At 59.4% G+C, this 26,475-nt stretch carries 26 protein-coding genes and 1 tRNA gene; 15 read left to right on the top strand and 12 right to left on the bottom strand.

Features of this window, described 5'->3' with window-relative positions:
- Nucleotides 1–155 precede the first annotated feature (155 nt).
- From SIB38_RS11725 to SIB38_RS11715, 3 genes are all read left to right on the top strand, one after another.
- On the top strand, nucleotides 156–1,130 hold the full coding sequence (locus SIB38_RS11725; RefSeq protein WP_294113474.1) for a hypothetical protein: 975 nt from the start codon (nucleotides 156–158) through the stop codon (nucleotides 1,128–1,130).
- A gap of 171 nt (nucleotides 1,131–1,301) precedes the next feature.
- Entirely contained in the window at nucleotides 1,302–2,480 is a 1,179-nt protein-coding gene (locus tag SIB38_RS11720) for an MFS transporter (RefSeq protein WP_412550202.1), read from the top strand.
- A gap of 243 nt (nucleotides 2,481–2,723) precedes the next feature.
- Nucleotides 2,724–4,232 (top strand): leucine-rich repeat domain-containing protein, encoded by a 1,509-nt coding sequence (locus SIB38_RS11715; protein WP_412550201.1) that lies wholly within the window; start codon nucleotides 2,724–2,726, stop codon nucleotides 4,230–4,232.
- Between the two features lie 101 nt (nucleotides 4,233–4,333).
- On the opposite strand, the gene SIB38_RS11710 is transcribed toward SIB38_RS11715, so the two are convergent.
- From SIB38_RS11710 to SIB38_RS11700, 3 genes are all read right to left on the bottom strand, one after another.
- On the bottom strand, nucleotides 4,334–6,148 hold the full coding sequence (locus SIB38_RS11710) for an ABC-F family ATP-binding cassette domain-containing protein (protein ID WP_294113479.1): 1,815 nt from the start codon (nucleotides 6,146–6,148) through the stop codon (nucleotides 4,334–4,336).
- Nucleotides 6,149–6,196: 48 nt separating this feature from the next.
- Nucleotides 6,197–6,949, bottom strand: a complete 753-nt coding sequence (locus SIB38_RS11705; RefSeq protein ID WP_412550200.1) for a GNAT family N-acetyltransferase — start codon at nucleotides 6,947–6,949, stop codon at nucleotides 6,197–6,199.
- A gap of 70 nt (nucleotides 6,950–7,019) precedes the next feature.
- Nucleotides 7,020–7,493 carry an outer membrane protein assembly factor BamE gene (locus SIB38_RS11700; protein WP_412550199.1) on the bottom strand — a complete coding sequence of 158 codons (474 nt, stop codon included), beginning with the start codon at nucleotides 7,491–7,493 and terminating at the stop codon, nucleotides 7,020–7,022.
- A 118-nt stretch (nucleotides 7,494–7,611) separates the two neighbouring features.
- On the opposite strand from SIB38_RS11700, the gene SIB38_RS11695 reads away from it, so the two are divergent.
- From SIB38_RS11695 to SIB38_RS11660, 8 genes are all read left to right on the top strand, one after another.
- A complete protein-coding gene (locus tag SIB38_RS11695; RefSeq protein WP_294113483.1) occupies nucleotides 7,612–8,175 on the top strand; it encodes a YceD family protein in 564 nt (187 codons plus the stop codon).
- Between the two features lie 139 nt (nucleotides 8,176–8,314).
- Nucleotides 8,315–8,521, top strand: a complete 207-nt coding sequence (gene rpmF, locus SIB38_RS11690) for a 50S ribosomal protein L32 (RefSeq protein ID WP_283426281.1) — start codon at nucleotides 8,315–8,317, stop codon at nucleotides 8,519–8,521.
- A gap of 20 nt (nucleotides 8,522–8,541) precedes the next feature.
- Nucleotides 8,542–9,627: a phosphate acyltransferase PlsX gene (plsX, locus tag SIB38_RS11685; protein ID WP_294113488.1), complete on the top strand. Its 1,086-nt coding sequence runs from the start codon at nucleotides 8,542–8,544 to the stop codon at nucleotides 9,625–9,627.
- A gap of 23 nt (nucleotides 9,628–9,650) precedes the next feature.
- The gene (locus SIB38_RS11680) at nucleotides 9,651–10,625 is read left to right on the top strand and encodes a beta-ketoacyl-ACP synthase III (RefSeq protein ID WP_294113490.1); all 975 of its coding nucleotides are present in this window, start codon (nucleotides 9,651–9,653) and stop codon (nucleotides 10,623–10,625) included.
- A 121-nt stretch (nucleotides 10,626–10,746) separates the two neighbouring features.
- Entirely contained in the window at nucleotides 10,747–11,049 is a 303-nt protein-coding gene (ihfA, locus tag SIB38_RS11675; RefSeq protein ID WP_294113492.1) for an integration host factor subunit alpha, read from the top strand.
- Nucleotides 11,050–11,064: 15 nt separating this feature from the next.
- Nucleotides 11,065–12,465 carry a MerR family transcriptional regulator gene (locus tag SIB38_RS11670; protein ID WP_412550198.1) on the top strand — a complete coding sequence of 467 codons (1,401 nt, stop codon included), beginning with the start codon at nucleotides 11,065–11,067 and terminating at the stop codon, nucleotides 12,463–12,465.
- A 73-nt stretch (nucleotides 12,466–12,538) separates the two neighbouring features.
- A tRNA-Pro gene (locus SIB38_RS11665) sits at nucleotides 12,539–12,615 on the top strand.
- A gap of 58 nt (nucleotides 12,616–12,673) precedes the next feature.
- A complete protein-coding gene (locus tag SIB38_RS11660) occupies nucleotides 12,674–13,750 on the top strand; it encodes a 2'-deoxycytidine 5'-triphosphate deaminase (protein ID WP_294113496.1) in 1,077 nt (358 codons plus the stop codon).
- Between the two features lie 4 nt (nucleotides 13,751–13,754).
- Here SIB38_RS11660 and SIB38_RS11655 read toward each other — a convergent pair whose 3' ends face one another.
- From SIB38_RS11655 to SIB38_RS11625, 7 genes are all read right to left on the bottom strand, one after another.
- Entirely contained in the window at nucleotides 13,755–13,988 is a 234-nt protein-coding gene (locus SIB38_RS11655; protein WP_294113498.1) for a hypothetical protein, read from the bottom strand.
- 89 nt (nucleotides 13,989–14,077) lie between these two features.
- Nucleotides 14,078–14,782 (bottom strand): SMC-Scp complex subunit ScpB, encoded by a 705-nt coding sequence (gene scpB, locus SIB38_RS11650; RefSeq protein ID WP_294113499.1) that lies wholly within the window; start codon nucleotides 14,780–14,782, stop codon nucleotides 14,078–14,080.
- Complete coding sequence (locus tag SIB38_RS11645; RefSeq protein ID WP_412552039.1) at nucleotides 14,775–15,566, bottom strand: segregation and condensation protein A; 792 nt, start codon at nucleotides 15,564–15,566, stop codon at nucleotides 14,775–14,777. The genes scpB and SIB38_RS11645 overlap by 8 nt, the downstream gene beginning before the upstream one ends.
- A gap of 57 nt (nucleotides 15,567–15,623) precedes the next feature.
- Nucleotides 15,624–16,607 carry a beta-N-acetylhexosaminidase gene (gene nagZ / locus SIB38_RS11640; RefSeq protein ID WP_294113502.1) on the bottom strand — a complete coding sequence of 328 codons (984 nt, stop codon included), beginning with the start codon at nucleotides 16,605–16,607 and terminating at the stop codon, nucleotides 15,624–15,626.
- Nucleotides 16,604–17,626, bottom strand: a complete 1,023-nt coding sequence (locus tag SIB38_RS11635; RefSeq protein WP_412550197.1) for an SPOR domain-containing protein — start codon at nucleotides 17,624–17,626, stop codon at nucleotides 16,604–16,606. The genes nagZ and SIB38_RS11635 overlap by 4 nt, the downstream gene beginning before the upstream one ends.
- 89 nt (nucleotides 17,627–17,715) lie before the next feature.
- Nucleotides 17,716–19,461 (bottom strand): arginine--tRNA ligase, encoded by a 1,746-nt coding sequence (argS, locus tag SIB38_RS11630; protein WP_294113505.1) that lies wholly within the window; start codon nucleotides 19,459–19,461, stop codon nucleotides 17,716–17,718.
- Nucleotides 19,462–19,536: 75 nt separating this feature from the next.
- Complete coding sequence (locus SIB38_RS11625; RefSeq protein ID WP_294113507.1) at nucleotides 19,537–20,676, bottom strand: deoxyguanosinetriphosphate triphosphohydrolase; 1,140 nt, start codon at nucleotides 20,674–20,676, stop codon at nucleotides 19,537–19,539.
- Nucleotides 20,677–20,769: 93 nt separating this feature from the next.
- On the opposite strand from SIB38_RS11625, the gene SIB38_RS11620 reads away from it, so the two are divergent.
- Nucleotides 20,770–21,093 carry a HesB/IscA family protein gene (locus SIB38_RS11620; RefSeq protein ID WP_294113508.1) on the top strand — a complete coding sequence of 108 codons (324 nt, stop codon included), beginning with the start codon at nucleotides 20,770–20,772 and terminating at the stop codon, nucleotides 21,091–21,093.
- Between the two features lie 76 nt (nucleotides 21,094–21,169).
- Nucleotides 21,170–21,949 (top strand): exodeoxyribonuclease III, encoded by a 780-nt coding sequence (gene xth / locus SIB38_RS11615; protein WP_294113512.1) that lies wholly within the window; start codon nucleotides 21,170–21,172, stop codon nucleotides 21,947–21,949.
- Here the strand turns inward: xth and SIB38_RS11610 are convergent.
- Both SIB38_RS11610 and SIB38_RS11605 read right to left on the bottom strand, forming a co-directional pair.
- A complete protein-coding gene (locus SIB38_RS11610; protein WP_294113514.1) occupies nucleotides 21,946–22,557 on the bottom strand; it encodes an SOS response-associated peptidase in 612 nt (203 codons plus the stop codon). The genes xth and SIB38_RS11610 overlap by 4 nt on opposite strands.
- Before the next feature lie 3 nt (nucleotides 22,558–22,560).
- Entirely contained in the window at nucleotides 22,561–23,238 is a 678-nt protein-coding gene (locus tag SIB38_RS11605) for an arylesterase (RefSeq protein ID WP_412550195.1), read from the bottom strand.
- 18 nt (nucleotides 23,239–23,256) lie between these two features.
- On the opposite strand from SIB38_RS11605, the gene SIB38_RS11600 reads away from it, so the two are divergent.
- Both SIB38_RS11600 and SIB38_RS11595 read left to right on the top strand, forming a co-directional pair.
- Entirely contained in the window at nucleotides 23,257–23,952 is a 696-nt protein-coding gene (locus tag SIB38_RS11600) for an ABC transporter ATP-binding protein (RefSeq protein WP_294113517.1), read from the top strand.
- On the top strand, nucleotides 23,949–26,474 hold the full coding sequence (locus SIB38_RS11595) for an ABC transporter permease (protein ID WP_412550194.1): 2,526 nt from the start codon (nucleotides 23,949–23,951) through the stop codon (nucleotides 26,472–26,474). Before SIB38_RS11600 ends, SIB38_RS11595 begins: the two co-directional genes overlap by 4 nt.
- The last annotated feature ends 1 nt before the right edge of the window (nucleotide 26,475 follow it).

Here is a 26,475-nt window from a genome sequence, read left to right as displayed (position 1 = left end):
AAACATCTGTCAGGGTTTTCCGGGCTGGTGAGCGCTAGATATGTGATACTATAACACATCACGCAAGAGGGAACTGTGCCATCACCACCACCCGAGCCGCGCATTTTTTCTCCCCCCCCTTTACCGACGTCCACCCCCCCGCCACAAAAGACGCAATGCAGCATCTATCTAAACCCACGGAGCCCTCAGCTCTCCCCCAATCTCCCAGCGTGATCTTCCACGCCAAGGACTCCTGGCTGAGCTCCATTCGTGACGAAAAATTCGACTTCACCCGCAAGATCGCCAACCACGCACAATCTCAAGGTGTCCTCACTTACACGGTCGAAGCGGCCACCGCGCTCTCAACCACCCTTCTCGATCAGAACCACGCGCATATCTTCATCGGCCACCGTCCGGAAACATCGCGCCCGATTCTACATGCCATGCCAAGTTACATCTGGGGGTTCTGGTACCTCGACCCGATGGGGGTCAACTGGCACGCCTCTCTTGCAACCAAATCATTCTCCCCCGAGGACATCGACGCCACCACCGCCACTTACTTCTTCAACGGCGTCAGCGGCCACATGCTGCGCCACAACGTTTCCAAATTTGCGCAACCCACCTCCAAAACCGAACTCCCCTCCGCCCATGCCGTGCTCTTCCTGCAAGAGATCGACAGCTACGCCACGCCGGTGCACCACATCGACACGCAAAAGATGATCGCCACCGTGGCAAAAAGCACCGAACGCAGGGTCTACGTCAAACTGCATCCAGCGCAGTCCGAGGTCTTCTGCAACCGCTACACCTCCATCTGCAAACGGTTCCCGAACGTGCACATCAGCGACCAGAGCATCCATGCCCTCACAAAGGCGTCTGACATCGTGGTCACCCAAAACTCCGCCGCCGGATTTGAGGCCCTCCTGCAAAAGAAACCTGTGATCACCTGCGCCCGAACGGACTACCACCACGCCACACTGGTGGCGCACACGCCGCAAGAGCTGCGCAAGGCACTCCGAACTGCACAAGCCACATTGGCAGGCTTTGACTATGCCAAATACCTCTACTGGTTCCTGTCAGAGCACATGCTGGAGCCGCAACAAGACACGTTCGAAGCCCGTACTTGGCAGCGAATCTCCCCGCTCCTTGGTTGACAGAGCAAAAATTGCCCTCAAAAAACCCAACCAATTTTCTGACAGGGTAGAGCAAAAGTCGCCCAAAAACCTCTTTGGGTTGTTTTTCGCAGAAAAATACACGCATATGACTTGTTCCCTGCGCAACTTTGGGTCTAGCTGGCGCCATATCCGCCAACAGGACCTACTCTCATGACACCCACACTGTCCCCAGGGACCGTGCGCCTCATTATGGCGCTGTTTTTCCTGCATCCTTTCGCGCTCGGAAGCTGGCTGCCACAGATCCCGTTTGTGCAAACCAAACTGGATCTCACCAATGCCCAGCTCGCCCTGTCGCTGCTTGGCCTGCCGATGGCCTTTGTGTTCTTCTCCAAGTTCGCTGCCAAGATCGTCGCGCAACATGGCGCGCCAAGAGTTCTCTTCGCGGTCTTCCCAATTCAGGCCGTCACTGTGGTCCTTCCACTGTTTGCCGTAGATCACATCACGCTGTTTCTGGCGCTGCTGGTCTTTGGCGCCACCGTCACCTTCCTGAACGTGGCGCTCAATGTTTATGCAGGCCAGTTTGAGAAAGTTGCCAAGAAATCCGTGATGAATCGCTGCCACGGCTTCTGGGCTCTTGGCATGACCGCAGCCTCTTTCCTGGCCTCCATGCCCACCGAGCTTTTGTCTCCGGCGCTCACCATGTTTGTCCTCGCGGGCTCGACAACGCTCATCGCGCTGTGGCTGGCACGGCCGCTGCCCAACCTGCGACCGCAATCCGCCGACGCCCCGGCCAAAACCAAACGCCGCAAACTGCGGGATTACCCAACCACCCTGTTCCTGATTGTGCTCTTTGTGGTCTCCGTCACCATGTCCGAAGGCGCCATGGCCAACTGGGGTGCGGTCTATATGGCCGAACGCCTGCCCGAAGGCAGCAGCACCGCAGGCCTCGCCGTCACCGTGTTCTCCGCCTTTGTCGCCTTAGGTCGCTTTATCGGCGACTTCCTGAAGGTCCGCATGGGCAGCACCAATCTCGCCCGCATGAACGTCGGCCTCGCCATTGTCGGCCTGCTCATCCTGGTCGCGCCCTTCCCGCCACTGATCGCCTTTGTCGGATTTGCCTGCATTGGCCTGGGCCTGTCGGTGGGCTTCCCACTGGCGGTGTCGGCCGCGGCCGCACTGGAAGACGAGCATGATGCGGACAACATCGCCTTCCTATCAATCATGGCGGTGGGCACCAATGTGGTGGCCCCGCCCGTCATTGGTCTGCTCGCCGACCACTTTGGCATCGCCATGGCTTTGGCCGCGCTCTTGCCTGGTCTGTGCCTCAGCTTTGTGATGGCGCGTCATTTGACGCCAAGCACTGACCTCCCCAAGCCCGCGCCTGCCTAAAACTTGCGCAGCCAAAAACCGCAAAAATTCACAACGCCCGCCTGTCTCCCCAATGGCGGGCGCCTTTGCTTTATACGAAGGTGCAGCGCGCTACGTCTTTGGGACAGAACACCTGCCTCAAAAAACCACCCAAATTTACCAAAAAGTGAGTTGTCCGAAAGCCGTTCCGCAGTAAACTGAACCTCCACTAACGCTCCTGACTTCTTTTTTCCCCCGCGCCGTCCCTCTCTACAGGCGCCGTTGATGAGTTTTCACGTGCTGACCAGTTTAAAAATCCAATCTTTCCTCACCGTGGCCAAACAGAGCCTCAAACAACGGATGCGCCCGCAAGTGCGGGCCCGTCGCAAAGCCGGCCTTGCCCCAACGGGCACCCCAGCCGATCCTGCCGCCTTCTTCTTCTGGAGCCTAGAGCGCCACAAGGAGGCCCGAGCCCGCCAGATGGTTATCTCCGGCGATAACGGCCGCTTGCTGCCAGAAATTTCCGAGCTTGCGCCTCATCTGCGCACACTCAGCATCCGCCACACTCCGATCACCAGCATCGCCGCCTTAAGCGGCCTGCCCAATTTGGAAGCGCTGGAAATCACGGCCTCTCCGGTTACGGATTTATCGCCGCTGGCGGACTTACCGGCCCTGACAGAACTCAAACTCTCTCTGCCCTCTGACATCGATGTGACCCTGCCTGACCTGCCAAACCTGCAGCGGCTCAAAATTTCCCATCCCGGCAAGCCGGTCCACCTCGGTTCCCTGCCCAGCCTGGAGCAGGCCGACCTGCTGGCCCTATGTGACACGCTCCCTGCGCTCACCCAAAGCCCAAAACTGACAGACCTCAAGACCCGCATCGCCAAAGGCCAATCGCTGACACCTCTCGCGCAAGCCACCGCCCTCACCACGCTGTCTCTGCGTTGTGACGGCAAAGTCAACATCGCGCCACTCGCCAACTTGCAACACTTGGAAACGCTGGACCTCTTTGGTGCGGACACCACCGACCTCACTGCTCTGGGCGCCCTGCCCGCACTCGCAACCCTGTCGCTGTGGAACACCCCGGCCACTCGGTTTGATGCGCTGTCTCAGGCCTCCAAGCTGGAATACTTGACCATCCAATCCCTTGGCCAAATCACAGACCTCGGCTTTGTCACCCCGCTGACCGAACTCAACCATCTGTCGCTTGGCTCGGTGTCCCATTGCAACCTCGCGCCGGTCGCTTCTTTGACCAAGCTCGACTATCTCCTGTTGCAGGCCGCGGATCCCGATCTGGATCTTGGCCCACTGGAATACAGCGACACACTGCGCACCCTGCATCTCCGCCTGGACGACTCGGCGGATCACCCAATGCGTGCGCCGTGGCCCGAGCTACCCAACTTGCAAACCCTCAGCCTCACCGGTACAGGCCTGGCCTCCCTCAATGGCCTGCAACGCTGCCGAGCGCTAAAGAGCCTGAGTTGTACCGGCACTGCGGTTAACGACCTCTATCCCCTGCGCTCGTTGCCTTATCTGGAGCAGCTCGACATCTCCGGCAGCCAGGTTGCCGACCTCTCGGTTCTGCTCACTTTGCCGAAGTTCACCAAGCCCAGCCCCTCTTGCACGCTCGCGCTCAATGACACGCCTGCGCTGCACAAAATGCACGGGCTGGAGGCCTTGGCCGCCTGCGCCAACGGACGGGACTACGATCACAACCGGCACCTGATGGCGAACCGCGTGGTGGTGCTTTTGAAAGATCAGGCCGCCGCGCCAACCGCGCACACCGACGCCTGATTGGTAAACCAACTGTTGCGGCGCCGTGACGCCGCAACATATTCAAAAACCGTGGACAGTCGCGAAACAGTCGCAATACTGACAGAATACCGACGTCGAATTCAGCCGTTGCTTTCGGCCTTTTCTTCCAGCGTCAACCACTCTTCCTCCGCGTCCTGCAACGCCGTCTGACGCTCCACCAACGCCTCCGTCGCTTTCTGGAATTTCACCGGTTCTTTGGTGAACAACTCCGGGTCCGCCATAAATTCTTCCAGCTTGGCAATCTCCGCCTCAAGCCGTTCCATGATCCCCGGCAGAGCCTCCAGGCGGTGCTTCTCGGTGAAGCTCAAACCGGCGGCAGACGCAGATTTCTCTGCTTTCACTTTCTCGGCTTTGGGCTTTGATTTCTCGGCCTTTTTCGGCGCATCTTCCTGCCGCTGCGCCCGGTAATCAGACCAGCCCCCGGCATAGGTCACCGCCTGCCCATTGCCTTCCATGGCAATGGTTGTGGTGGCCACCCGATCGAGAAAGTCCCGGTCGTGGCTTACCAACAGTACGGTGCCGTCATAGTCATCTAACAGTTCTTGCAGAAGATCGAGGGTCTCCACATCCAAATCGTTGGTTGGTTCGTCCATGACCAGAAGATTGCTCTCTTTGGCCATCAATTTCGCCAACAGCAACCGTGCCTTCTCACCACCGGACAAAGACCGCACCGGCGCTCGTGCCTGACGATCATCAAACAGGAATTCTTTAAGGTATCCAACCACATGCTTGGGGTTGCCCCGCACCATCACCTGATCGGCCTTACCCGACACCCGCATCTCCGGATCGCCTGTGAGGCTATCCCAAAGCGTCATATCCGGATCCAACTTCGCCCGCGCCTGATCAAACACCGCAGACAGCAAATTGGTGCCCAAAGTGACCGTACCCGTGTCCGGCTTCACATCGCCCATCAACATCTTGATCAAGGTGGTTTTACCCACGCCATTGGGCCCAACAAAAGCAACACGGTCGCCACGTTGCACCGTCAACGAGAAATCACGGACAATGCTCTTGCCGTCATAGGATTTGGACAAACCTTTGGCTTCAATCACCTTTTTACCGGATTTCGGCCCCGCCGAAAGCTCCATTGCCGCCGAACCCTGCCGCTTGATCATCGCCGCCCGCTCAGCCCGCAGGTCTTTCAACGCCCGCACACGGCCCTGGTTGCGCTTGCGCCGCGCACTAATGCCTTCCACAGCCCACCGCGCCTCAGCCTTGATCTTGCGATCCATCTTGTGGCGCTGCAGGTCTTCTTCGTCCCAAACCTTGTCCCGCCAGGCTTCAAAATCCTCAAAGCCTTTTTCCTGACGACGCACCATTCCCCTGTCAATCCAAAGGGTTGCACGTGTCAGCGCCCTCAGAAACGCCCGGTCGTGGCTGATCAAAACAAAGCCTGCCCGCGTCGCTTTCAGCTCTTCCTCAAGCCAGGCAATCGCCTCAATATCCAGGTGGTTGGTCGGCTCATCCAGAAGCATCAACTCCGGCGCTTCGGCCATCAGCCGCGCCAAAGCCGCCCGCCGGCGTTCACCGCCAGAGGCCGTTTCAACAGCCCGCGCCGGATCAAATTTCAGCCCCTCACCCGCGCGCTCAACTTTATACATCTCTCCCGGCTCCAAAGCTGCAGAAGCAAAGTCACCAAGCGTGGCAAACCCAGTCATATCAGGGTCTTGCTCCATATAGCCCACGCTCACCCCTGGCGGCACAACGATGTCGCCACGATCCGGTTCCACCAGCCCGGCCATCACTTTCATCAAGGTCGACTTGCCCGATCCGTTGCGCCCCACAAGCGCCACCCGATCACCGGGCTGCACCACAAGGCTCAATTGATCAAACACAGGATCCCCGCCAAAGGTCAGGGAAATATCGCTCATCTGCAAAAGGGGTATACGTGCCATGAGATGCGCCTAGCCCGCAGACGCCGCCCCGTCAACCAGCCTGTGGCCTTAGCAAGCCAAAGCCCGCAGAAGCCGCTTGCGCGCCGCAGGAATGCTCTTCACCTCAACACCGGTAAACACATGCAACGTGTTCATCTTTTGGTCGACCACCGCATGATCGCTGACCCAACCGCCCATCAACAAATAGCTGCGCAACATCGGAGGCATGTTCACCTGTGCCGCCTTGAGATTGGGCTTACACCGCAACCGAGCGGCAAAGCGAAACACATTTGGCGCCTTCACCCGCGGCAACCAACGTTTGGGCGCCAGATGCCGGTCACGCAACATGGCAAAGCTGTCAAGGTAGGAACTGGTATCGGTGCCTGCAAAAGACGCACAACCGAACAGCAATTCGACTTTGTTTTCATCCACATAGGAGGTCATCGCTCCCCAAGCCACGCGCAGCACATCGGCATCATGCACATCCGGATGCATGCAAAACCGCCCCATCTCAACCATGCGTCCGGGATATGCGCGCAGGGCCTCCAACTCATAAAACTGAGCCGAATAACTGCGGTCAATGTCGCCCCCACTAATCAAAGGTAACATCCTGAAAACACACACTAACTTTCCAGATACACCGTCCTCGATCAGAAAGTGGCGACAGATCGGATCAAAGGCATCCACATCCAACGACGCCTCATCTCCATGAAACGCCAAATGCCGTAACCGCTGCGCAGCCCGCAGATCAGCCACGCCTTCCGCCTCACGCACAAGATAGCGCCCCTTTTGCCGTAATGGTTTGTCCAACTGCATCACCATACCACACACTCTATCAGAGTCGCGGTGACATCCGAATGACAAACCATCCCGTCATGAAAGCGATCGCAACTTAGAAGCTGCCCGTGCTTGCCGTTGGCGCACCAGACGGACCGAAGTTGCCGATATTGGCACTCAGCTGACGCAACAGTCCACCGGTCTCGATTCCGTTGTCGGTGATCCGCCGTTGCAGCGGAACAAACTGCCCATCGGCTAGAGCATAATGCTCGATGTTGCGGGCAATGCCCTTGGTATCAAAGCCGATCACGACCACTTGGCGATCCACAACTTCCGGACGGGTTGGGCCAAAATGCTTGATGCGCGAACGGACATAAATGTAGCCGCTGTCATCCAGAACACCGGACGCCGACGGCGGTCCAAAAGTCTCCACAACCGTGTCGCGCGTATCCACGCCCAGCGTGATCGACGCCAGTTCCTCTTCGGTGGGGACATAGCCATGATTACGATAGCGCATGGCGCAGGAAGCCAGAGACAGCATAGCCGCTCCCATGACCGCATATTTGATCATTTTGGTGCGCGTCTTCATGTCTGCCCTCTTGTCTTGGCCTGTCTTGCCTTTTATCTCGCTTACAGAAGGAACGCGCTTGGTTCAAGATGACAACCGCGTCCCGCCACGCAACCGCCCTCAATTCAAAGTCAGTACCATGTCCTCAAGCGCCTCCCCCTCCACCGTGTTTCGTGTGGCCGACCTCCGCCAGAATCGCCCCACCAGTTTTGACTTGCGCCCCAACGCACAAGAACTGACCGCGCTGGCCGAGGCTCTTGAGTTGACCGCGCTGCGCAAAGTGGTCTTCACCGGCGAAATCCGCGCCCAAGGCAAAAATGACTGGGAACTGGTCGGCAAACTCGGCGCCACCGCTGTGCAGCCCTGTGTTGTCACATTGGATCCTGTGACCACTCGTATCGACGAACCTGTCGAGCGGCGGTTTCTGGCGCACATGCCTGATCTGTCGGGCGACGAAGAAGAAGAGATCGAGATGCCGGAGGACGAAAACGCAGAGCCGCTGGAATCACATATTGATGTCGGTGCAATCCTGCATGAAGCCCTGGCGCTGAACCTGCCGCAATTTCCTCGCGCAGAGGGAGCAGAATTGAAAGATGCTGTCTTTACGGAGGCTGGAAAAAAGGCCATGACGGACGAAGACGCACGCCCCTTTGCCGGTTTGGCCACCCTGCGTGACCAGCTGGGCTCAAAAGAGGACGAATAGGGCTTGCGTTGTGCGAAAATCGCAGTATTTTCGCGCGCTCATTCGAATTTAGCGTTGGACTCGGGCGCGCATACCGCGTAGAGGCTCCAAACGCTCAGGAAACCGGGCTTCGGCCCCCAAGTAAATCAAAGGTTGCGACATGGCTGTCCAGCAGAACAAAGTATCGAAATCGCGCCGCAACAACCGCCGTGCACACGACGCCCTGGTTGCAGCGAACCCAAACGAATGTGAAAACTGCGGCGAGCTGAAGCGCCCGCACCACGTCTGCGCTTCTTGCGGCCACTACAGCGACCGTGAAGTCGTTGCTATGGTGGACGACGTCGATCTGGACGAAGACGCAGCATAAACAACGGGATCTGAGCCCGCATGACCGGTTTGACGCAAACAGCAAACCCCGGCAGCGGGCGCACAGTGATCTCAGTTGACGCCATGGGTGGCGATCGCGGGCCGGCAGCTGTTGTTGCCGGCATTTCGCATTCCGCGAAGAAGAATCCCGACATTGCTTTCATTCTTCATGGCCCCAAAGACGAGCTGAAACAGCTGGTCGCGCGCAAACGCATTTTGGACGGACGTGTGGAGATTCGCGACGCGGTTGACGTCGTCTCGATGGAAGACAAACCCCGAGATGTGATCCGGTCCAAAACCACGTCGATGTGGTCCGCATTGGAATCAGTGCGCAGTGGCGAGGCCGACGGCGTGGTGAGCTGCGGCAACACCGGCGCCTTGATGATGCTTTCAGTGGTCCGGCTGCGCAAAATTCTCGGCGTAGACCGTCCGGCGATTGCCGTTCTCTGGCCTTCCCGCGCCCCGCAGGGCTTCAACATCATGCTTGACGCCGGCGCTGACATCAGCGCCGACGAGCATGACTTGCTGCAATACGCCTTGATGGGCGCATCCTACGCCCGCAATGGCATGGACTTGGAACGCCCGCGCGTCGGCCTGCTGAACGTGGGCACCGAGGAGCACAAGGGCCGCACTGAATTGAAGCTGGCGCATGACCTGATCGCGCAAAACGCGCATGTCGCCAATTATGACTTTGTCGGCTTTGTTGAAGGCAATGACTTGCCCGCGGATAAGGCCGATGTGATTGTAACCGACGGGTTCACCGGCAACGTGGCCCTAAAAACCGGAGAAGGCACGGCTGGGCTGATCGGCTCACTTCTGAAAGAAGCCTTCAAATTCTCGCCACTGTCCCGTCTGGCCGCCCTCTTGGCCTACACATCGCTCAACCGTCTGAACAAACGCATTGACCCACGACGGGTCAATGGCGGCGTGTTTTTGGGCCTCAATGGCACCGTGGTAAAATCGCACGGTTCCTCTGATGCAACAGGTGTATCCTCGGCCATCAAACTCGCCTTCAAACTTGCGCAATCAGGCTTCTCCGAAAAGCTTGCAGCGCGGGTTGCATCTGCCGTTTCTCTGCCGCAAGATGCCGACAGCACCAACGAATAACAATAAGTTAGCAAGGCACCGATATGACGACACGCGCCGTGGTTAAAGGCGTAGGCCACTACTTGCCGGAACGGGTCGTTCCCAACGCCGAATTCGAAGAAACTCTGGACACCTCGGATGAGTGGATTCGCACCCGCTCTGGTATCGAGCGCCGCCACTTTGCGGCCGACGACCAGACCACCTCCGATCTCGCAAGTCTTGCCGCCAATGCCGCTCTGGAAAACGCAGGTTTGAAAGCCGATGACATCGACGCGGTGGTCGTGGCAACGTCGACACCGGACCTGACCTTCCCTTCTGTTGCCACCATGGTGCAGCAAAAGATTGGCATGACTCGTGGCTTTGGCTTTGACGTACAGGCGGTTTGTGCCGGTTTTGTCTATGCGCTGACCAATGCCAATGCTTTGATCCTCTCTGGTCAGGCGCAACGTGTGCTGGTGATTGGGGCGGAAACCTTCAGCCGCATCATGGATTGGACAGACCGCGCCACCTGCGTGCTGTTTGGCGACGGCGCAGGCGCACTGATCCTGGAAGCTGAACAAGGCACAGGAGAGAACACAGATCGCGGCGTTCTCAGCGCGGATTTGAATTCCGACGGTCGCTACAAGGACATGCTCTTTGTCGACGGCGGCGTGTCGACAACCGGGGATTCTGGCAAGCTGCGCATGCAGGGAAATGCGCTTTTCCGTCAAGCGGTTGAAAAGCTGACCTCAACTGCGCACACCGCGCTCACCAAGATTGATCTAACCGATGATGCCGTGGATTGGATTGTGCCCCATCAGGCCAACATCCGCATCATTCAGGGTACCGCCAAGAAACTCGGCGTGCCCATGGACCGTGTGATTGTGACCGTTCAGGATCACGGCAACACCTCGGCTGCATCGATCCCCCTCGCCCTCTCCACCGGTGTTGCAGACGGCAAGATCAAGCAGGGCGACCTGCTGGTGACCGAGGCGATTGGTGGCGGTCTGGCTTGGGGTGCGGTGGTTCTGCGCTGGTAAAATCCGACCTAAGTGATTGGCGAATATCGCAGATAATCGCCTCACATCCCGCGCAAATCATTGACTCCCAATTTCTCTTGCCCCTATGGTTTTTGAAACGTGTACCGGCAGGGGGGACCACATGACTGACAAGACATTGACCCGGATGGATCTGAGCGAAGCAGTGTTTCGCGAAGTGGGCCTGTCCAGAAACGACTCCGCTCAATTGGTCGAGAGCATTTTGACCCATATGTCCGACGCTTTGGTGAACGGCGAGCAGGTCAAGATTTCTTCCTTTGGCACTTTCAGCGTGCGCGACAAAGCGGCACGTGTGGGCCGCAACCCCAAGACGGGCGAAGAAGTTCCAATCCAACCGCGCCGTGTCCTCACCTTTCGGCCTTCGCATCTGATGAAAGATCGCGTCGCCGCTGGTAACAAAAAATAAGACGAGACAAACTCCATGGCCAAATCGCGTGAGGCTTTTCGCACCATTAGCGAAGTTGCCGAATGGCTTGATGTGAAAACGCATGTTCTGCGTTTCTGGGAAAGCAAATTCTCTCAGGTCAAACCTGTAAAGCGCGCCGGTGGGCGGCGGTACTACCGCCCCCAGGACATGGAGTTGCTTGGCGGCCTCAAAAAGCTGCTGCATGAAGATGGGATGCCGATCAAAGACGCGCAGCAACTGCTGCGTGAAAAAGGCGTCAAGCATGTGTCCAGCCTCTCTCGCCCCGTCGATCAAGAGGACCAATCTGTTGAGGCGGTTGCAGAAGACCTGAGCGAAGAAACGGCGCAGGAGCCGATCGAGACGCCTCAGCAAGAACCACAAGTCGACCTCCAGCCAGACGAAGCTCTCGAAAGTGAGCCTGCGCAGGAAGAGCCTGTGGAGGCCAAAGACGAAGACATTGAGGACGCTGCGGAAGCCGATGAACCTCTTGAGTACGTCGCTGAAGAAGAGGCCATCGCTGCCCCGGAAGATACCCATGAGGAAGTTTCCGAGGAAACCCTCTATACCGCGCCGGATGACGTTGACCAGGACGATGAGACCTCCATCGAAGTCGACGAAGAAGATGACAACGCCGGCATACCGGAAGATCTTCTGGTCAAAATCGAAGGTGATGTGCCCGCGACCTCGTCCGAACCAGGTCCTATGCCCTCTGGCTTGACCAGCCCTGCTAAGCCTTTGGAAGCGGCCCAAACCGAGCCCGCCCCATTCGTGGAAACGGAACAGATGCCTGCAACCAGCTCAGCGACCGAAGGCGGTTCCGATGAGTTGCCGCCAATGGACGACCTCTTTGCGTCGCTGGAATCGCCAATGGCGCCAGAGCAGACCGGGCCAGAGGACGTTCCATCGTTAGCAGAAGACGATGACACTACGGCCGAGCCTTATGGCGCGCTTGCACCCGACGCACCTGTCGCGTCGCCGCCTGTCGAGGCCTCAGACATTTCCGCGGAACCAGAAACAACTTCGGACGAAACCGCATTTGCACCTGGCGCTGATGAAGTTGCCGGCGGCGAAGACGGCATGGCTACTGCAGCCGCTGAATTGAGCAGTGGCTTGGATACACCTGCCGTGGACGGCTCCGGTTCAGTAGTTGCACCAACTACCAGCGCCCCTGGCAGCTTGGACACCTCGGCAACGGATCCAAGCTCTGCGCCACAAGCGGCGACCGAGACGGCCAGAGAGGTTTTAGCGACACCGTCCTCCAGCACGCCTGATCTGGAAACGCTCGTAGCACGTGAAACCGCCCGTGACGACTTCCTGCTGATGCTGACCAAGCCGGTCACCGTAGAGGCCAAAGACGCCTCGCGCGCCGCCAGCCTGCTGGCACGACTGGAAGCTTTGCACAGCAAAGCTGGCTAATCACTGGGGCGTGGCAGATCTTGCATTTTTTGACTTGCCCCCGCCCTCAATTCCGTTATGAACAGCCCATCGTCGGGCTATGGCGCAGCCTGGTAGCGCGTCCGTCTGGGGGACGGAAGGTCGCAGGTTCAAGTCCTGCTAGCCCGACCAATCACAAACGCCCGTGTGCCGTAAGGCCCGGGCGTTTTGTACATCCGGGGGGACCAATATGACCGGCGTTTTACCCAGCCAAACCATTGAAACCATGCTGCAAACCGGCGAGATCTCGGTGGCGGAACCTGTCGCCGAAGGTCAGGTGCAACCCGCCTCTCTGGATTTGCGCCTTGGCACCGTCGCCTATCGCGTGCGCGCGTCCTTCCTGGCAGGCAATGACTGCAGCGTGCAGGATCGTCTGTCTGAGTTCGAGATGCACCGTATTGATCTGTCAAACGGGGCTGTGCTCGAAAAAGGCTGCGTTTATGTTGTGCCATTGATGGAAAGCCTGGCGCTTCCCGAGGGCGTCCAGGCTGTGGCCAACGCCAAAAGCTCCACCGGCCGGCTCGACCTGTTGACCCGCACCATCACCGACGGCGGTACCGAATTTGACCGCATCGCCCCCGGCTACACCGGCCCGCTTTATGCCGAAATCTGCCCCCGCAGCTTTTCCGTTCTGGTGCGTCCGGGCATGCGCCTCAACCAAATCCGCTTCCGCAAAGGCCAAAGCGTCCTGACTGACGCGGATTTGGCTGTTCTACACGATCGCAGCCCGCTGGTGGACGGCGACGCGGTGATCGACGACGGCCTCGGCTTTTCTGTCGACCTGCAACCCACCGAAGGCACTCTGGTGGGCTACCGTGCAAAACCTCATACCGGCGTGATCGATCTGGACAACATCGGCCACTACGATCCGGCGGACTATTGGGAAGAGCTGCACGCCTCTGACGGCAAAATCATCCTGGACCCCGGCGCGTTCTACATCCTGGTCAGCCGCGAAGCCGTACACATCCCCCCCGCCTACGCCGCCGAAATGGCGCCGTTCTTGGCCATGGTGGGCGAGTTCCGCGTGCACTACGCAGGGTTCTTTGATCCCGGCTTCGGGCATGACGCCGCCGGCGGCACAGGGTCGCGTGGGGTGCTGGAAGTCCGCTGTCACGAGGCGCCCTTTGTGTTGGAACACGGCCAAGTGGTGGGTCGTCTGGTCTATGAGCGCATGGCAGATGTACCAGAGCAGCTCTACGGCTCCGGCATCGCCTCAAACTATCAGGGGCAAGGACTAAAGCTCAGCAAGCATTTCAAAGCCAAGTAAAGGCTTAGAACCGACCAATCTTACGGGTCACGCGCATGGCTTGCTTGGCGCGCTTTGCATCAAACTGTGGCGCCGCCTTCGGCAGCGCTTGCTGCTTTTCACCCCAAGGCCCAGGTTCTGTAGCAGCTTGTTTCTTTTGCGCTTTGGACGCGGCATTGATGCCTGCGTTGATGCCGCCATTGATCAGACGGCGCATCATAATCCGAGTCACCATATTGATCAGTTGATTGGCATTCATAGCGTTCACTCCACGTGGCTCTTACATCGCCAATCTAGGCACCAATTGCGCCCATAGTAAGGCTGTCACAGCAATTTGAGGGCTGTATCTTAGTCCTCAAACATCTCAGACTGACCGTCATCGATCACCATGCCGTCGTCATCCTCATCCGAGTTCACACCAAGCGGAATGGTACCTGGAGGTGGCCGATTTTCCAGCAAACCCGCCGCCCGCAGCTCTTTCAGCCCCGGCAAATCACGCGGGCTGGATAGGCCAAAGTGATCAAGGAAGCTCTGCGTCACCACAAAGGTCACCGGACGGCCCGGTGTCATTTTGCGGCGCCCAAATCGGATCCACTCCATCTCCAGTAGCTGATCCACCGTGCCCCGACTCACGCTCACGCCCCGAATTTCTTCAATCTCGGCTCGCGTAACCGGCTGATGATAGGCAATAATCGCCAAGGTCTCGACCGCCGCCCGCGACAGCTTACGTGTCTCCACGGTTTCCTTCTGCATCAGAAATCCAAGGTCCGCCGCGGTACGCATGGCCCAAGCGTCACCGACCTTCACCACATGCACGCCACGCCCTTCGTAGCGTTTGCGCAGATGCACCAAGGCCTCCGCCGCATCACAACCATGCGGCATGCGGTCGTTCATCTCTTTGACCGTCACAGGCTCCGCGCTGGCAAACAGGATCGCTTCACACATGCGCTCTTGTTCGGCAACCGGCGGCGCTTCAAACAGGCTCTCCTCTTGTTCGACCACCTGTTCCACAACTTCGGCCTCTGGCTCCGATGCGTTGATATCGTCACTCATCCCTGCCGTCTCTCTTTCGTACTTCAATCGGCGCGAAGGTCTCGCTTTGGCGAATGAACACCTTACCCTCTTTGGCCAGTTCCAAAGACGCCGCAAAGGTCGCCGCCGTCGCTGAGCGCCGTTTCTTTGGGTCGTTTTCCCAGCCCGCAGGCAGATAGCTCAGAATGTCTGTCCAGGCCCCGGCATAGCCGATCAAGCCGCGCATCCGCTCCAGCGCCTCTTCCATCGTAAAGACAGAATCCCGGTCCATGATGAACGGGCGAAACTCGTCCCGCGTGCGCAGCCGCGCATAGCCCTGCATCAGGTCCAGCAACGTCGCGGTGAACGTAACCTTTCGCACGCGCTCCACGTTTTCCGGTACCCCACGCGCAAAGAAATCGCGCCCCAACCTGTCCCGTGCCATCAATTTGGCCGCCGCATCGCGCATCGCCTGCAACCGCTCCAACTGAAATGCCAGGTGCGCCGCCAGTTCCTCGCCGGACGGCCCCTCTTCCGTGGGATCGGGCGGCAGCAACAAGCGTGACTTCAAAAACGCCAGCCAAGCCGCCATCACAAGATAGTCCGCCGCCAACTCCAACCGCAGCCGTTTGGCCCGTTCCACAAAATCCAGATACTGCTGCGCCAACTCCAAAATCGAAATCTTGCGCAGGTCTACTTTCTGTGTGCGCGACAGGGTGAGCAACAAGTCAAGCGGCCCCTCAAACCCGTCCACATCCACAATCAGAGCTTCCGCCGCCATGCGTTCGGCAACGGACATCTCCTCCTGCTCGTCCCCAAAGGACATCTGGAGAGTTTGATTTAGGTCGGTTTCGGCCATGCCCCCTGCCCGTCAAGCACCGTTTCAGAACGCTTTAAGTTCCTCGGCAAGCGCTTCAATGTCAACAGGCACGGGTTGGCGTCGCGCGGCCAGCACAGCTTCGGCACGCCGTTGCCCCGCCTCAGACATCTCGCCAATCGCTGCTGCGACCGCCTGACGATCCGCCAAGGTGCCGTTGCAATGCAGAACCGCGTCACAGCCGGCGGCAATTGCGGATGCAGCACGTTCATCTACGGTGCCACTCAACGCCTGCATATCGATGTCATCGGTCATGATCAGCCCGTCAAAGCCGATCTCCTCGCGCATAAACTGCATCATCTTTGGCGAAGTTGTCGCTGGCGCGTCATCCATGTCTTCAAACACAATATGCGCCGTCATGCCCATCGGCAGGTCATTGAGCGATTTGAAAGGCGCAAAGTCTCCCGCCAACTCTTCTTTTGGCACGGACACGCGTGGCAGGTCCTTATGGCTGTCCACCACGGCCAGCCCATGCCCCGGCATATGTTTGATCACGGGGTAAACACCGCCATCCCAAAGCCCTTCGGACACTGCGCGCGCGATCTCGATGATCTGTTGGGGGTCTTCGCCGTAACAACGGTTACGCAAAAACGGATGGGTGTCCGGCCGCGCCACATCCACCATGGGCGCACAATCTGCATCGATGCCAAGCGCCATCAGCTCATGCGCAATGATGCGATAGCGCAGATACATCACCCGTGCCGCATTAGGACCAGCCGTCTGCACCTCTTCCAAAGGTGGCAACCACTCGGTTGCCATCGGCGCTCGAATGCGCTGCACCCGGCCGCCTTCCTGATCAATCAGGATCGGCGCATGGTGATCAACACAGGCCCGCAGCTCATCACAAAGCGCGCGCACTTGATCTGCATTGTCAATGTTGCGGGCAAACAGGATGAAGCCAAACGGCTGCACATCCCGAAAAAAGACCTTTTCCTCAGCTGTCAGGCGCAATCCATCACAACCAAAGATCGCAGCGCAGAAGCGGCTCATCGCGTGGTGACCGGAATACAATCGGCGTTTTCAGCCTTCAGCGCGGAACACAGACGCCGTGCATCGCTCACAGTCTCAAAGCCCATGGCGCGCAGGCGATAGAACACGCGCCCACCACTGCTGGCTTTTTCGATCACACGGGACTTGTCACCAAGATAGGTATCAAACCTTTGCTGCAGCTTATCCCACTCTGCGCGCGCAATCTCCGGGCTGGCGTAGGCGCCCAACTGCACCAACCGTGTGCCTGCCGGAATGGTTTCGGCATCCACCTCTTGCAAAGCGCCCTGCACGGCTGCGTCGATCGAGGCAACTTGTGTGCCCTGCGCTTTGGTGGGCAGCGACGCAGGCCGCAACACCGGACGCAGCGAACGTTTCAGCCCGCCTTTGACCGCGGGTTTCGGCGCATCGGCAACCTCTTCCACAGCCGGTTTCGGCTCGCTCAACGCCACTTGAATGGGCTGAACCTCATCCACTTCAATGGTTTCGAGCGGCTTGGCGCCAGCGGACAGCTGATCTGCCAGTTCTTCGACCGACAGCGGCTTGCTCACGTCCAGCGGCTCCGGCGCCACGATCGGAGCGGAGGGCGCCCGTGCCACCACTTCGGTTAGTTTTTCGGTTTCTACTAGGCTCGGCACCGCAGACGGCGCTTCGGTGGGCTGCACCACAACGGCGGTGCCAGACACCTGATCACGTTCCGTCAACGAAATCGGTGGCGGCGCCACAATCACCTGATCCGCAGGCCCTGCCGCGCTGCCATCCGCAGCCACCTGATTGACCATGAGACCCTGATGTCCCGCCTGGCGCCCACCGGGATCATCCGGCTGAATACGCATCGGCCCTTCCAGCGCCCGCACCACCGGCACGCCGCTCACATCGCGGGAGAGTATTTGAAAGCCCCAAACGCCGGTGCCAACCACCAAAGCCAAAGATACAAACATCCCGGCGCGGTTCACCAAAAGTGCCGCGTTGGAAGATTCGCCTTTGGGCACGCCATGCGCACCCATCGGAATTTCTGCCATTTTTGCCTCACTGCCCGTCCGCGTTACCGCGATGTACGGTGTCGTCGGGGTCGTCTTGCCTAGTCCTCAACCCCGACGAACGTGCAGCTTTAGCGCATCTCTTGCGCCGGAGTTACGCCCAGAATACCAAGACCTGCGGAAATAACAACGGCCACGGCACGTGCCAGCGCAATTTTCGCCTGTGATGTATCTGCGTCACCCTCTTGCACAAAGCGCAGCGAAGTGTCGTCGTTGCCTTTATAATAGAGCGCGTGCAATTCGCCTGCGAGTTCATAGAGATAGAAGGCAATCCGGTGCGGCTCATTGGTGCGCCCGGCGATTTCCACCAGACGCGGCCACTCCGACAGCTTTTTCGCCACAGCGATCTCTGCCGCATGGTCCAGTTTGGACAGGTCCGCCGCCGCCAGTGTCGCGTCATCCGCTGTAATACCGGCCGCTTCGGCGTTGCGGATCACAGAACACACCCGCGCATGGGCATACTGCACATAAAACACAGGGTTGTCTTTGGACTGCTCCAGAACCTTGTCAAAATCAAAGTCCAGCGGCGCGTCATTCTTGCGGGTCAGCATCACAAAGCGGGTCACATCCGGCCCCACCTGATCCACCACATCGCGCAGGGTCACAAAGGTGCCTGCCCGCTTGGACATTTTGAACGGTTCACCGTTTTTGAAAAGCTTCACCAACTGGGTCAGCTTGATGTCCAGCGGCACTTCGCCCCCGGACAGCGCCGAAACCGCCGCCTTCATCCGCTTCACATAGCCGCCATGGTCCGCGCCAAAGATGTCAATCAGCGCGTCAAAGCCACGGGTGACCTTGTCGTAGTGATACGCGATGTCTGGCGCAAAATAGGTCCAGGCTCCGTCGGATTTCTTCACCGGACGGTCCACATCGTCGCCGTGCTCGGTCGACTTGAACAAGGTCTGCTCGCGCGGCTCCCAATCCTCAGGCTTTTTGCCCTTTGGCGGCTCTAGCACGCCTTCGTAGATCAGGCCTTTGTCTTCCAGAGATTTCAGCGCCGCCTCAATCTGGCCGGTGCCATAGAGCGATTTCTCGGAGTAGAACACGTCCATCTCCACGCCCAGCGCCTTCAGGTCGTCGCGGATCAAGTCCATCATCGCATCGGTGGCAAACTCACGGATTTCTGCCAGCCAGACATCTTCGTCTTTGCCAACATAGGCATCGCCAACCTTGTCCTTCAGCGCTTCGCCCACAGGCACAAGGTAATCACCCGGATAGGTGCCATCCTCAAACGCCACATCTTGGCCGTGCGCTTCAAGGTACCGCAGATACACAGAGCGCGCCAAAACATCGACCTGCCCGCCACCATCGTTGATGTAATACTCGCGGGTTACGTCAAAGCCGACAAAGTCCAACAGCGAAGCCAGCGCGTCACCAAACACCGCACCCCGGGTGTGGCCGACGTGCAGTGGGCCTGTTGGGTTGGCAGAAACATACTCCACGTTGACCTTCTTGCCCGCGCCCATGGTGGAGCGACCAAAGTCTGTGCCCTGCTCAAGCGCCGCCTTCACAACGCCCTGCCACAGACCTGCAGACAGACGCAGGTTCAAGAACCCAGGGCCTGCCACCTCGGCCACCTCAACACGGGGGTCTTCCGCCAGCTTCCCTGCCAGCACTTCGGCAATGTCGCGCGGCTTCATTTTTGCAGGTTTCGCCAGCACCATCGCGGCGTTGGTCGCCATATCGCCATGCAGCGCATCGCGGGGCGGCTCCACAGCCACGTTTTTGAAGTCCAGCCCTTCAGGCAGCGCGCCCTCGGCTTGCATCGCGTTCAGCGCGTCGATCACGGCAACGCGGATCTCGGAAAACAGGTTCATCAGACCGTCCTATCAATGTGTCTTTGGTCTTTTCGGATTTGGCGTGGTTTATCACCCCAAACCGTCACGTCAACGTCACTTGCCCAGAAGCTGCTCATGTTGTTGCAGCGCATAGCGGTCTGTCATGCCGGAAATGTAATCAGACACAATGCGCGCCACCGCTGTTTCGTCCTGACACTTGGCCAAATCGGCATGCCAGCGCGATGGCAGCAATGTGGGCTCGGTCAAGAACAGTGGGAAGAGCTCTTTAACAACAATCGTGACTTCCTTGCGCATCTTCACCACGCTCGGCGCGCGGTACATCCGGGTAAACAGGAAGCTGCGGATTTCCTTGAGGTCCGCCCAGAGCGCCTTGGAAAACTGCACCACAGGCCGCCCACAAGCGCGCAGCTCTTCGACAGATTGCGCATCCACCTCCGCCAAAGCCGCGCGGGAGGTGTCGATCACGTCTCCCACCATCACGCCGAACACCCGCCGCAGCGCCTCATGGCGTCGCCGAATGGCCTCCAATCCCGGATATTGCCGGTCCACTGCCGCAAAAGCCTCACCCACGATGGGCAGTTCGCAAATCTCTTCCTCGGTGAACAGCCCAGCGCGTAGCCCGTCATGCAGGTCGTGATTGTTATACGCCACATCATCCGCCAAAGCCGCCACCTGCGCCTCGGCACTCGCATGGGTGTGCAATTCCAAGTCGTGCACCGCGTTGTAATCCGCCAAAGCATACGGCAACGCGCCAGTGACTGGCCCATTGTGCTTGGCAATCCCCTCCAAGGTCTCCCAGGTCAGGTTCAGCCCATCAAAGTCCGCATAGTGCCGCTCCAGAGAAGTCACAATCCGCACCGCCTGCGCGTTGTGGTCAAAGCCACCATAGGGGGCCATCAACTCGTGCAGCGCGTCCTCGCCTGTGTGCCCAAACGGCGTATGTCCCAAATCATGGGCCAGCGCGATCGCCTCGGTGATTTCCTGATTAAGCCCCAGCGCCCCAGCAATGGTTCGCGCCACCTGAGCCACTTCAATGGAGTGCGTCAAACGGGTGCGGAAGTAATCGCCCTCATGCTCCACAAAGACCTGTGTCTTGTGCTTGAGCCGCCGAAAGGCGCTCGCATGAATGATCCGGTCCCGATCCCGTTGAAAACACGACCGGAAGCTGCTCTCCTCCTCCGGAAAACGCCGTCCCTTGGCGCGCGCCGGATCTGAGGCATAGGGCGCCTGCATAAGCGTGGTCCTTGTAGCCTGTCCTTGGCCCTTCTATATTGGGTTTTGTCCGGCCTAGGAACCGGGCAAATTGCGCGAATAGGACAAAATATCATGCAGTTGCCGCCAAAAGTGACCGAAAGAGCCTTCGAACGACTGGCAGAGATTGGCGCCGCCGATCAAGGACAAGCCTTGCGCGTGGCTGTCGAAGGCGGCGGATGCTCCGGCTTCCAATACGAAATCAAACTCGACACACAAAAAGATGATGACCTTGTGCTGGAGGGCGCTGGCGAAAAAGTCCTCGTGGACAGCATCTCTCTGCCCTTCCTTGCGGATGCCGTGATTGACTTCACCGAAGAACTTATTGGCGCCCGGTTTGTGATCAACAACCCCAACGCCACAAGCTCCTGTGGCTGCGGCACCAGCTTCTCCATGTGAGCTCGGCGCGTTTCGCCCCTTGCCGTTCCCCACTCAGGCTGGATAGATACCCCTATCCAGCAGTAAGGAGCGCGCCATGAAAATCGCCACATTCAACATCAACGGCATCAAAGCGCGCATCGAAACCCTGCCCCGCTGGCTCGACGAAGCGCAGCCCGATGTAGCTCTGCTACAAGAGATCAAATCTGTAGATGAAGCCTTCCCGCGTGAGATTTTTGAAGAGCGCGGCTATCAAGTCGAAACCCACGGCATGAAAAGCTTCAACGGTGTGGCGATCCTGTCCAAGCTGCCGCTGGAGGATGTGACACGCGGCCTGCCCGGCGATGAGACCGACGAACAGGCCCGGTATATCGAGGCCACCGTGATGGGCGACACGCCGGTCCGTGTCTGCGGCCTCTACCTGCCCAACGGCAACCCCCGTCCCGGCCCCAAGTACGACTACAAACTCGCGTGGATGGAGCGGCTCTATGCCCGCGCCCAAGAACTCATGGCCACAGAGGAACCCTTCCTCATGGCAGGTGACTACAACATCATCCCGCAAGATGAGGACGCCGCCAAACCCGAAGATTGGCAAGAAGACGCCCTCGCCTGCCCCGAAAGCCGCGCCGCCTACCGTCGCCTGCTCAACCTCGGCTTTACAGAGGCCTTCCGCGCCCGCAATCAGATGCCCGGTATGTATTCCTTCTGGGACTACCAAGCAGGCGCCTGGAACCGTAACAACGGCATCCGCATCGACCACTTCCTGCTGTCGCCACAATGCGCGGACCTGCTGCAAGACTGCCAGATCGACAAAGAAGAGCGCGGCCGCTCTAAGCCGTCTGACCACGTGCCTGTCTGGGTAGATCTCGCCGCCTAAGGCGCGTCCCAATCCACATCGGTGGCTTCCTCGATTGTCAAACGCCCTTCCGGCCACGGCACCATCAACGGTGCGACCTCTTCCGGCGCGCCGTTGAGCCACAGATCAATCGCGTCTTTTTCCAGCAGCACGCCCATGCGATGGTGGATAGGCTTCACATCCGTGTTGGGCTCACAGGTCACTGTCGCCACCTGATGCACTTCCCGCCCCCCGGGCGCGGTCCAGACATCCGTAATCGCCGCAAACACCAGCGGCGCCTCTCCACGGATGCGCCAAGCGGTTTTCTTGCGTTTCTCGCCGGTCCATTCATACCAGCCATCGACGATCACAATTGCCCGGCCAACCCCGTCAAACGCCGACTTATCAAACACAGTCTCCGACCGCGCGTTGACGATGGTCTCCATCACCGGCCGCCCCCGCGCATTCACGCGCCCGACCGGGATGATCCCCCACCGCATGCGTCGGAAACCGCCAGCCGTCAGGCACACAACCTCCTGGCCCGGAGCAATATTTCGCCGCGGCGGCTCATCAAAAACTTCACCAACATCACGCCTAACCCACTGGCCAATCTCTGTCATTGAGGTCTCAAGAAACAGCCGCCCCGGCATAGATCACTCCTTCGCAACGTTCTCCGCCAAGCTTTGCACATATGGACCAAGCACCGGCACAATCTGCGCCACGCCCTGCACATTTGGGTGGATGCCATCGGCCTGCATCAATGCCCGCAACTCTTCTGCAGGCAAATCCCGAATGGCTTCAAAGAAGTCCGGTACCAACGCCACGCCATACTGCGCAGCCAATTCGCCATACATGCCGTCAAAAGCCTGTTTGTAGTCCGCACCAAAATTCATCGGTGCCTCCACCCCAATCAACAGCACATTGACACCTGCCGCCTGACCGGCCTCAATGATGCCCGCCAGATTGGTTTTGCTCACCGCCGGATCAATCCCGCGCAGCGCATCATTGCCGCCCAAGGTGACAATCATCGCGTCCACATCCGGCCCCAAAGTCCAGCCAACGCGTGACAGCCCGCCCTGCGTTGTATCCCCAGACACCCCCGCATTCTGTACAATAACGTCCAATCCCTGCGACTGAAGCCAGCCTTCAAGTTGCGGCACAAAGCCTTCGCCCTGCGGCACGCCGTAGCCGTGGGTCAGGCTATCGCCCAAAGCCGCAATAACCACCGGCTCAGCCAAAGCTGACCAAGCCGTTACCGGAACAACTAAAATGCTCAGCGCCAGCGCCTTGCCGCGGCGCGATAGCGCCCCATATAGGGTGGAAACATTCATCAACAGGCGGCCTCTTTCATGTCATCCATTCTCTCCCTTCAAGATGCGGTTTTGGCGCTGGATAGCAATGCCGGACGCATAGAAATCTTGCACGGCATCTCTTTGGACGTGCAAGCGGGGGAGACTTTGGCGCTGGTTGGCCCTTCTGGATCTGGCAAATCCTCGCTGCTGATGTTGATGGGCGGGTTGGAGCGCGCCACCTCCGGAACGATAACGGCACTGGACCACGACCTCTCCGCCATGAGTGAGGACGCCCTTGCCCGCTTCCGCCGTGAAAACATGGGAGTGGTGTTTCAAAACTTCCACCTGATCCCAACAATGACCGCCTTAGAAAACGTCGCCACCCCATTGGAGCTCGCAGGCCGCAAAGACGCCATGGAACGCGCGCAGGCGGAACTCGAAGCTGTCGGTCTCGCCCATCGCGCCGATCACTACCCGTCTCAAATGTCAGGTGGCGAACAACAACGCGTCGCCCTCGCCCGCGCCTGCGCGCCCTCACCGCGCCTCTTGCTGGCCGATGAGCCCACCGGCAACCTAGACCAATCCACCGGCGAAACCATCATGGACCTGCTGTTTGACCTGCACGCCAAGCGTGACACCACGCTGGTGCTGGTCACCCACTCCAACAGGCTTGCCGAGCGCTGCGAACGTGTGGTGCGCCTGCGCGACGGTCAAATTGATGCGCCTTTGACAGCGGTTGAGGCCTCCGCATGAGCCTTACTGCCGCGACGCGCATCGCCCGCCGTGAAATCCGCGGCGGCCTGCGCGGTTTCACCGTCTTCCTCGCCTGCCTGATCCTCGGGGTGGCCACCATCGCCGCCATCGGCTCCGTGCGCAGCGCCATCCAAACCGGCCTTGCCTCGGAAGGCGCTACGTTACTTGGTGGCGATGCCGAAATGAGCTTCACTTACCGCCGCGCCAACGACGCAGAACTGGCGTGGATGACCCAGAACACCGAGGCCACTTCAGAAATCATAGACTTCCGGTCCATGGTGGTGGTGCCGCGCGCCGACGAAACCGAACGCGCCTTGGCACAAGTCAAATCCGTTGATGACGCCTACCCGCTTGTCGGCAACGTTGACATCACCCCTGACATTCCATGGCAAGACGCCTTGGCTGGATCTGACGCCCTCCCCGGTGCAGTTCTGCACGGCCTGCTCGCCGACCGCCTGTCGCTCAACATTGGCGACACGTTCCAACTCGGCACCCAAGAGTTCATCTTGACTGCCCGTTTGGATCGCGAACCCGACACCGCAGGCGGCTTCAACTTTGCCCCCCGCGCCTTTGTGCGCACCGAAGACCTCGCCAACAGCGGCCTGCTCGCCGCCGGCACGCTCTTCACCAGCCACTACCGCCTCGACCTGCCGCCCAATCCAGACCTCGCGACGCTCGAAGCCGACGCCCGCGCAAAATTTGAAAGCACCGGCCTGCGCTGGCGCGACAGCCGCAATGGCGCCCCCGGCATCACCCGCTTTGTCGCACGCTTTGGCGCTTTCCTGATCCTTGTGGGGCTCGCAGGCCTCGCCGTAGGCGGGGTCGGCATCTCAACCGCCATCCGCGCTTACCTCTCGCGCAAAACCGAAACCATCGCCACCTTGCGCAGCCTCGGCGCAGAGCGTCGTGTGATCTTCCTCAGTTACTTCCTGCAAATCGGTTTTGTGTCTTTGCTTGGCATCACGCTCGGCCTTACCCTCGGCGCGCTCTTGCCAATCCTGCTTGGCCCACTGATCGAAGCCGTCCTGCCATTCCCGGCCAGCTTCAGCCTCTACCCAGTCCCTTTGATCGAGGCCGCCCTCTATGGCGCCCTCGCCGCCGCGATCTTTACCCTCTGGCCTCTGGCAAAAGTCGAAAACGTCCGTCCCAGTGCGCTCTTCCGCGATCAACTTGGCGAAAACCGCCACCTGCCCGCGACGCGCTACGTTCTCGCGGTTGGCTTGCTGATCGCCCTCCTGCTGGGCCTCGCCAGCTGGCTTTCTGGCTCCTCGCGCCTCACGCTTTGGTTCGCCGGCGGAGTTATGGTCGCCATGATCGCGCTGTCCTTTGCGGCCACCGGCCTGCGCGCGCTTCTGCGCCGCCTCGCCACCCGCCTGCGCAGCCGCCCCGAACTCCGCTGGGCCGTGCAATCCCTGGGCCGCGCTGGCGACGCCACCACCCCCGTTGTGCTGTCTCTCGGCCTTGGCCTCAGCGTGCTCGCCACGGTGGGCCAAGTCGACGGCAACCTGCGCAACGCCATCGCCAGCGAACTGCCCGACGTAGCCCCCTCCTTCTTCTTCGTCGACATCCAACGCGACCAGATGCCGGACCTGCAAGCCGATTGGGACGCCACGCCAACCATCCACAACGTCGAAACCGCCCCCATGCTGCGCGGCGTGATCACCCGTATCAATGACCAACCTGCGAAAGAGGTTGCCGGCGATCACTGGGTTGTCCGCGGTGACCGTGGCGTGACCTACGCCGGGGCCATGCCACCGGACACCAAACTCACCGCCGGCACCTGGTGGGACCCAAATCATGCGGGCGCGCCTCAGATCAGTTTTGCCGAAGAGGAAGCCCTCGAGATGGGGCTCAAACTGGGCGACACGCTGACCATCAACATCCTGGGCCGTGACATCACCGGCACGGTCACCAGCTTCCGCGAGGTGGATTTCTCCTCTGCTGGCATGGGCTTTGTTATCGTAATGAACGAGGCCGCGCTCGCGGGCGCCCCGCACAGCTTCATCGCCACGGTCTATGCCGATGCCGACAGCGAGGCGACCCTACTCAAGGATGTTTCTGAGCAATACCCCAACGTGACCGCAATCCACGTGCGCGACGCCGCACAACAGGTTTCAAGCCTCGTTGCGCAACTCGCCAACGCGACCACTTACGGCGCGTCGACCATCCTGCTCACGGGCCTATTGGTGATCTTTGGCGCCGCCGCTGCGGGCCAAGCCGCCCGCACCTATGAGGCGGCGATCCTCAAAACCCTCGGCGCCACCCGCGCGCAAGTCCTGCGCAGTTTTGCCTGGCGCGCAGCGCTGCTTGGGGCGGCGGCTGGCACCGTCGCGCTCGCCGTGGGTCTTACTGGCGGCTGGGCGGTGATGACTTTTGTCATTGAGAGCGATTTCTACGTGATCTGGCCCAACGCCTTATTGATCCTGTCCGCAGGCATCTTGGCCAACCTCCTCGCTGGCATGGTCTTCGCCCTGCCCTCGCTCGCCAATCGCCCTGCACAAATCCTGCGCGCGCGCGACTAAC

Source organism: Shimia sp. MIT910701, assembly GCF_047126315.1.
GTDB lineage: Bacteria > Pseudomonadota > Alphaproteobacteria > Rhodobacterales > Rhodobacteraceae > Shimia.
This window is presented reverse-complemented; position numbering and strand designations above follow the sequence as displayed.

Excerpts from the sequence above, each read along its gene's own strand:
- ihfA (WP_294113492.1), top strand. The coding sequence starts at position 10,747 with ATGACTGACAAGACATTGACCCGGATGGATCTGAGCGAAGCAGTGTTT.
- SIB38_RS11620 (WP_294113508.1), top strand. The coding sequence starts at position 20,770 with ATGCAGTTGCCGCCAAAAGTGACCGAAAGAGCCTTCGAACGACTGGCA.
- SIB38_RS11720 (WP_412550202.1), top strand. The coding sequence starts at position 1,302 with ATGACACCCACACTGTCCCCAGGGACCGTGCGCCTCATTATGGCGCTG.
- nagZ (WP_294113502.1), bottom strand. The coding sequence starts at position 16,607 with ATGAGCCGCTTCTGCGCTGCGATCTTTGGTTGTGATGGATTGCGCCTG.
- SIB38_RS11595 (WP_412550194.1), top strand. The coding sequence starts at position 23,949 with ATGAGCCTTACTGCCGCGACGCGCATCGCCCGCCGTGAAATCCGCGGC.
- SIB38_RS11645 (WP_412552039.1), bottom strand. The coding sequence starts at position 15,566 with ATGTCCTTTGGGGACGAGCAGGAGGAGATGTCCGTTGCCGAACGCATG.
- SIB38_RS11700 (WP_412550199.1), bottom strand. The coding sequence starts at position 7,493 with ATGAAGACGCGCACCAAAATGATCAAATATGCGGTCATGGGAGCGGCT.
- SIB38_RS11705 (WP_412550200.1), bottom strand. The coding sequence starts at position 6,949 with ATGGTGATGCAGTTGGACAAACCATTACGGCAAAAGGGGCGCTATCTT.
- SIB38_RS11660 (WP_294113496.1), top strand. The coding sequence starts at position 12,674 with ATGACCGGCGTTTTACCCAGCCAAACCATTGAAACCATGCTGCAAACC.
- xth (WP_294113512.1), top strand. The coding sequence starts at position 21,170 with ATGAAAATCGCCACATTCAACATCAACGGCATCAAAGCGCGCATCGAA.
- SIB38_RS11710 (WP_294113479.1), bottom strand. The coding sequence starts at position 6,148 with ATGGCACGTATACCCCTTTTGCAGATGAGCGATATTTCCCTGACCTTT.
- plsX (WP_294113488.1), top strand. The coding sequence starts at position 8,542 with ATGACCGGTTTGACGCAAACAGCAAACCCCGGCAGCGGGCGCACAGTG.
- rpmF (WP_283426281.1), top strand. The coding sequence starts at position 8,315 with ATGGCTGTCCAGCAGAACAAAGTATCGAAATCGCGCCGCAACAACCGC.
- SIB38_RS11655 (WP_294113498.1), bottom strand. The coding sequence starts at position 13,988 with ATGAATGCCAATCAACTGATCAATATGGTGACTCGGATTATGATGCGC.
- SIB38_RS11605 (WP_412550195.1), bottom strand. The coding sequence starts at position 23,238 with ATGAATGTTTCCACCCTATATGGGGCGCTATCGCGCCGCGGCAAGGCG.
- SIB38_RS11670 (WP_412550198.1), top strand. The coding sequence starts at position 11,065 with ATGGCCAAATCGCGTGAGGCTTTTCGCACCATTAGCGAAGTTGCCGAA.
- SIB38_RS11695 (WP_294113483.1), top strand. The coding sequence starts at position 7,612 with ATGTCCTCAAGCGCCTCCCCCTCCACCGTGTTTCGTGTGGCCGACCTC.
- SIB38_RS11625 (WP_294113507.1), bottom strand. The coding sequence starts at position 20,676 with ATGCAGGCGCCCTATGCCTCAGATCCGGCGCGCGCCAAGGGACGGCGT.
- SIB38_RS11635 (WP_412550197.1), bottom strand. The coding sequence starts at position 17,626 with ATGGCAGAAATTCCGATGGGTGCGCATGGCGTGCCCAAAGGCGAATCT.
- SIB38_RS11680 (WP_294113490.1), top strand. The coding sequence starts at position 9,651 with ATGACGACACGCGCCGTGGTTAAAGGCGTAGGCCACTACTTGCCGGAA.
- argS (WP_294113505.1), bottom strand. The coding sequence starts at position 19,461 with ATGAACCTGTTTTCCGAGATCCGCGTTGCCGTGATCGACGCGCTGAAC.
- SIB38_RS11725 (WP_294113474.1), top strand. The coding sequence starts at position 156 with ATGCAGCATCTATCTAAACCCACGGAGCCCTCAGCTCTCCCCCAATCT.
- SIB38_RS11610 (WP_294113514.1), bottom strand. The coding sequence starts at position 22,557 with ATGCCGGGGCGGCTGTTTCTTGAGACCTCAATGACAGAGATTGGCCAG.
- SIB38_RS11715 (WP_412550201.1), top strand. The coding sequence starts at position 2,724 with ATGAGTTTTCACGTGCTGACCAGTTTAAAAATCCAATCTTTCCTCACC.
- SIB38_RS11600 (WP_294113517.1), top strand. The coding sequence starts at position 23,257 with ATGTCATCCATTCTCTCCCTTCAAGATGCGGTTTTGGCGCTGGATAGC.
- scpB (WP_294113499.1), bottom strand. The coding sequence starts at position 14,782 with ATGAGTGACGATATCAACGCATCGGAGCCAGAGGCCGAAGTTGTGGAA.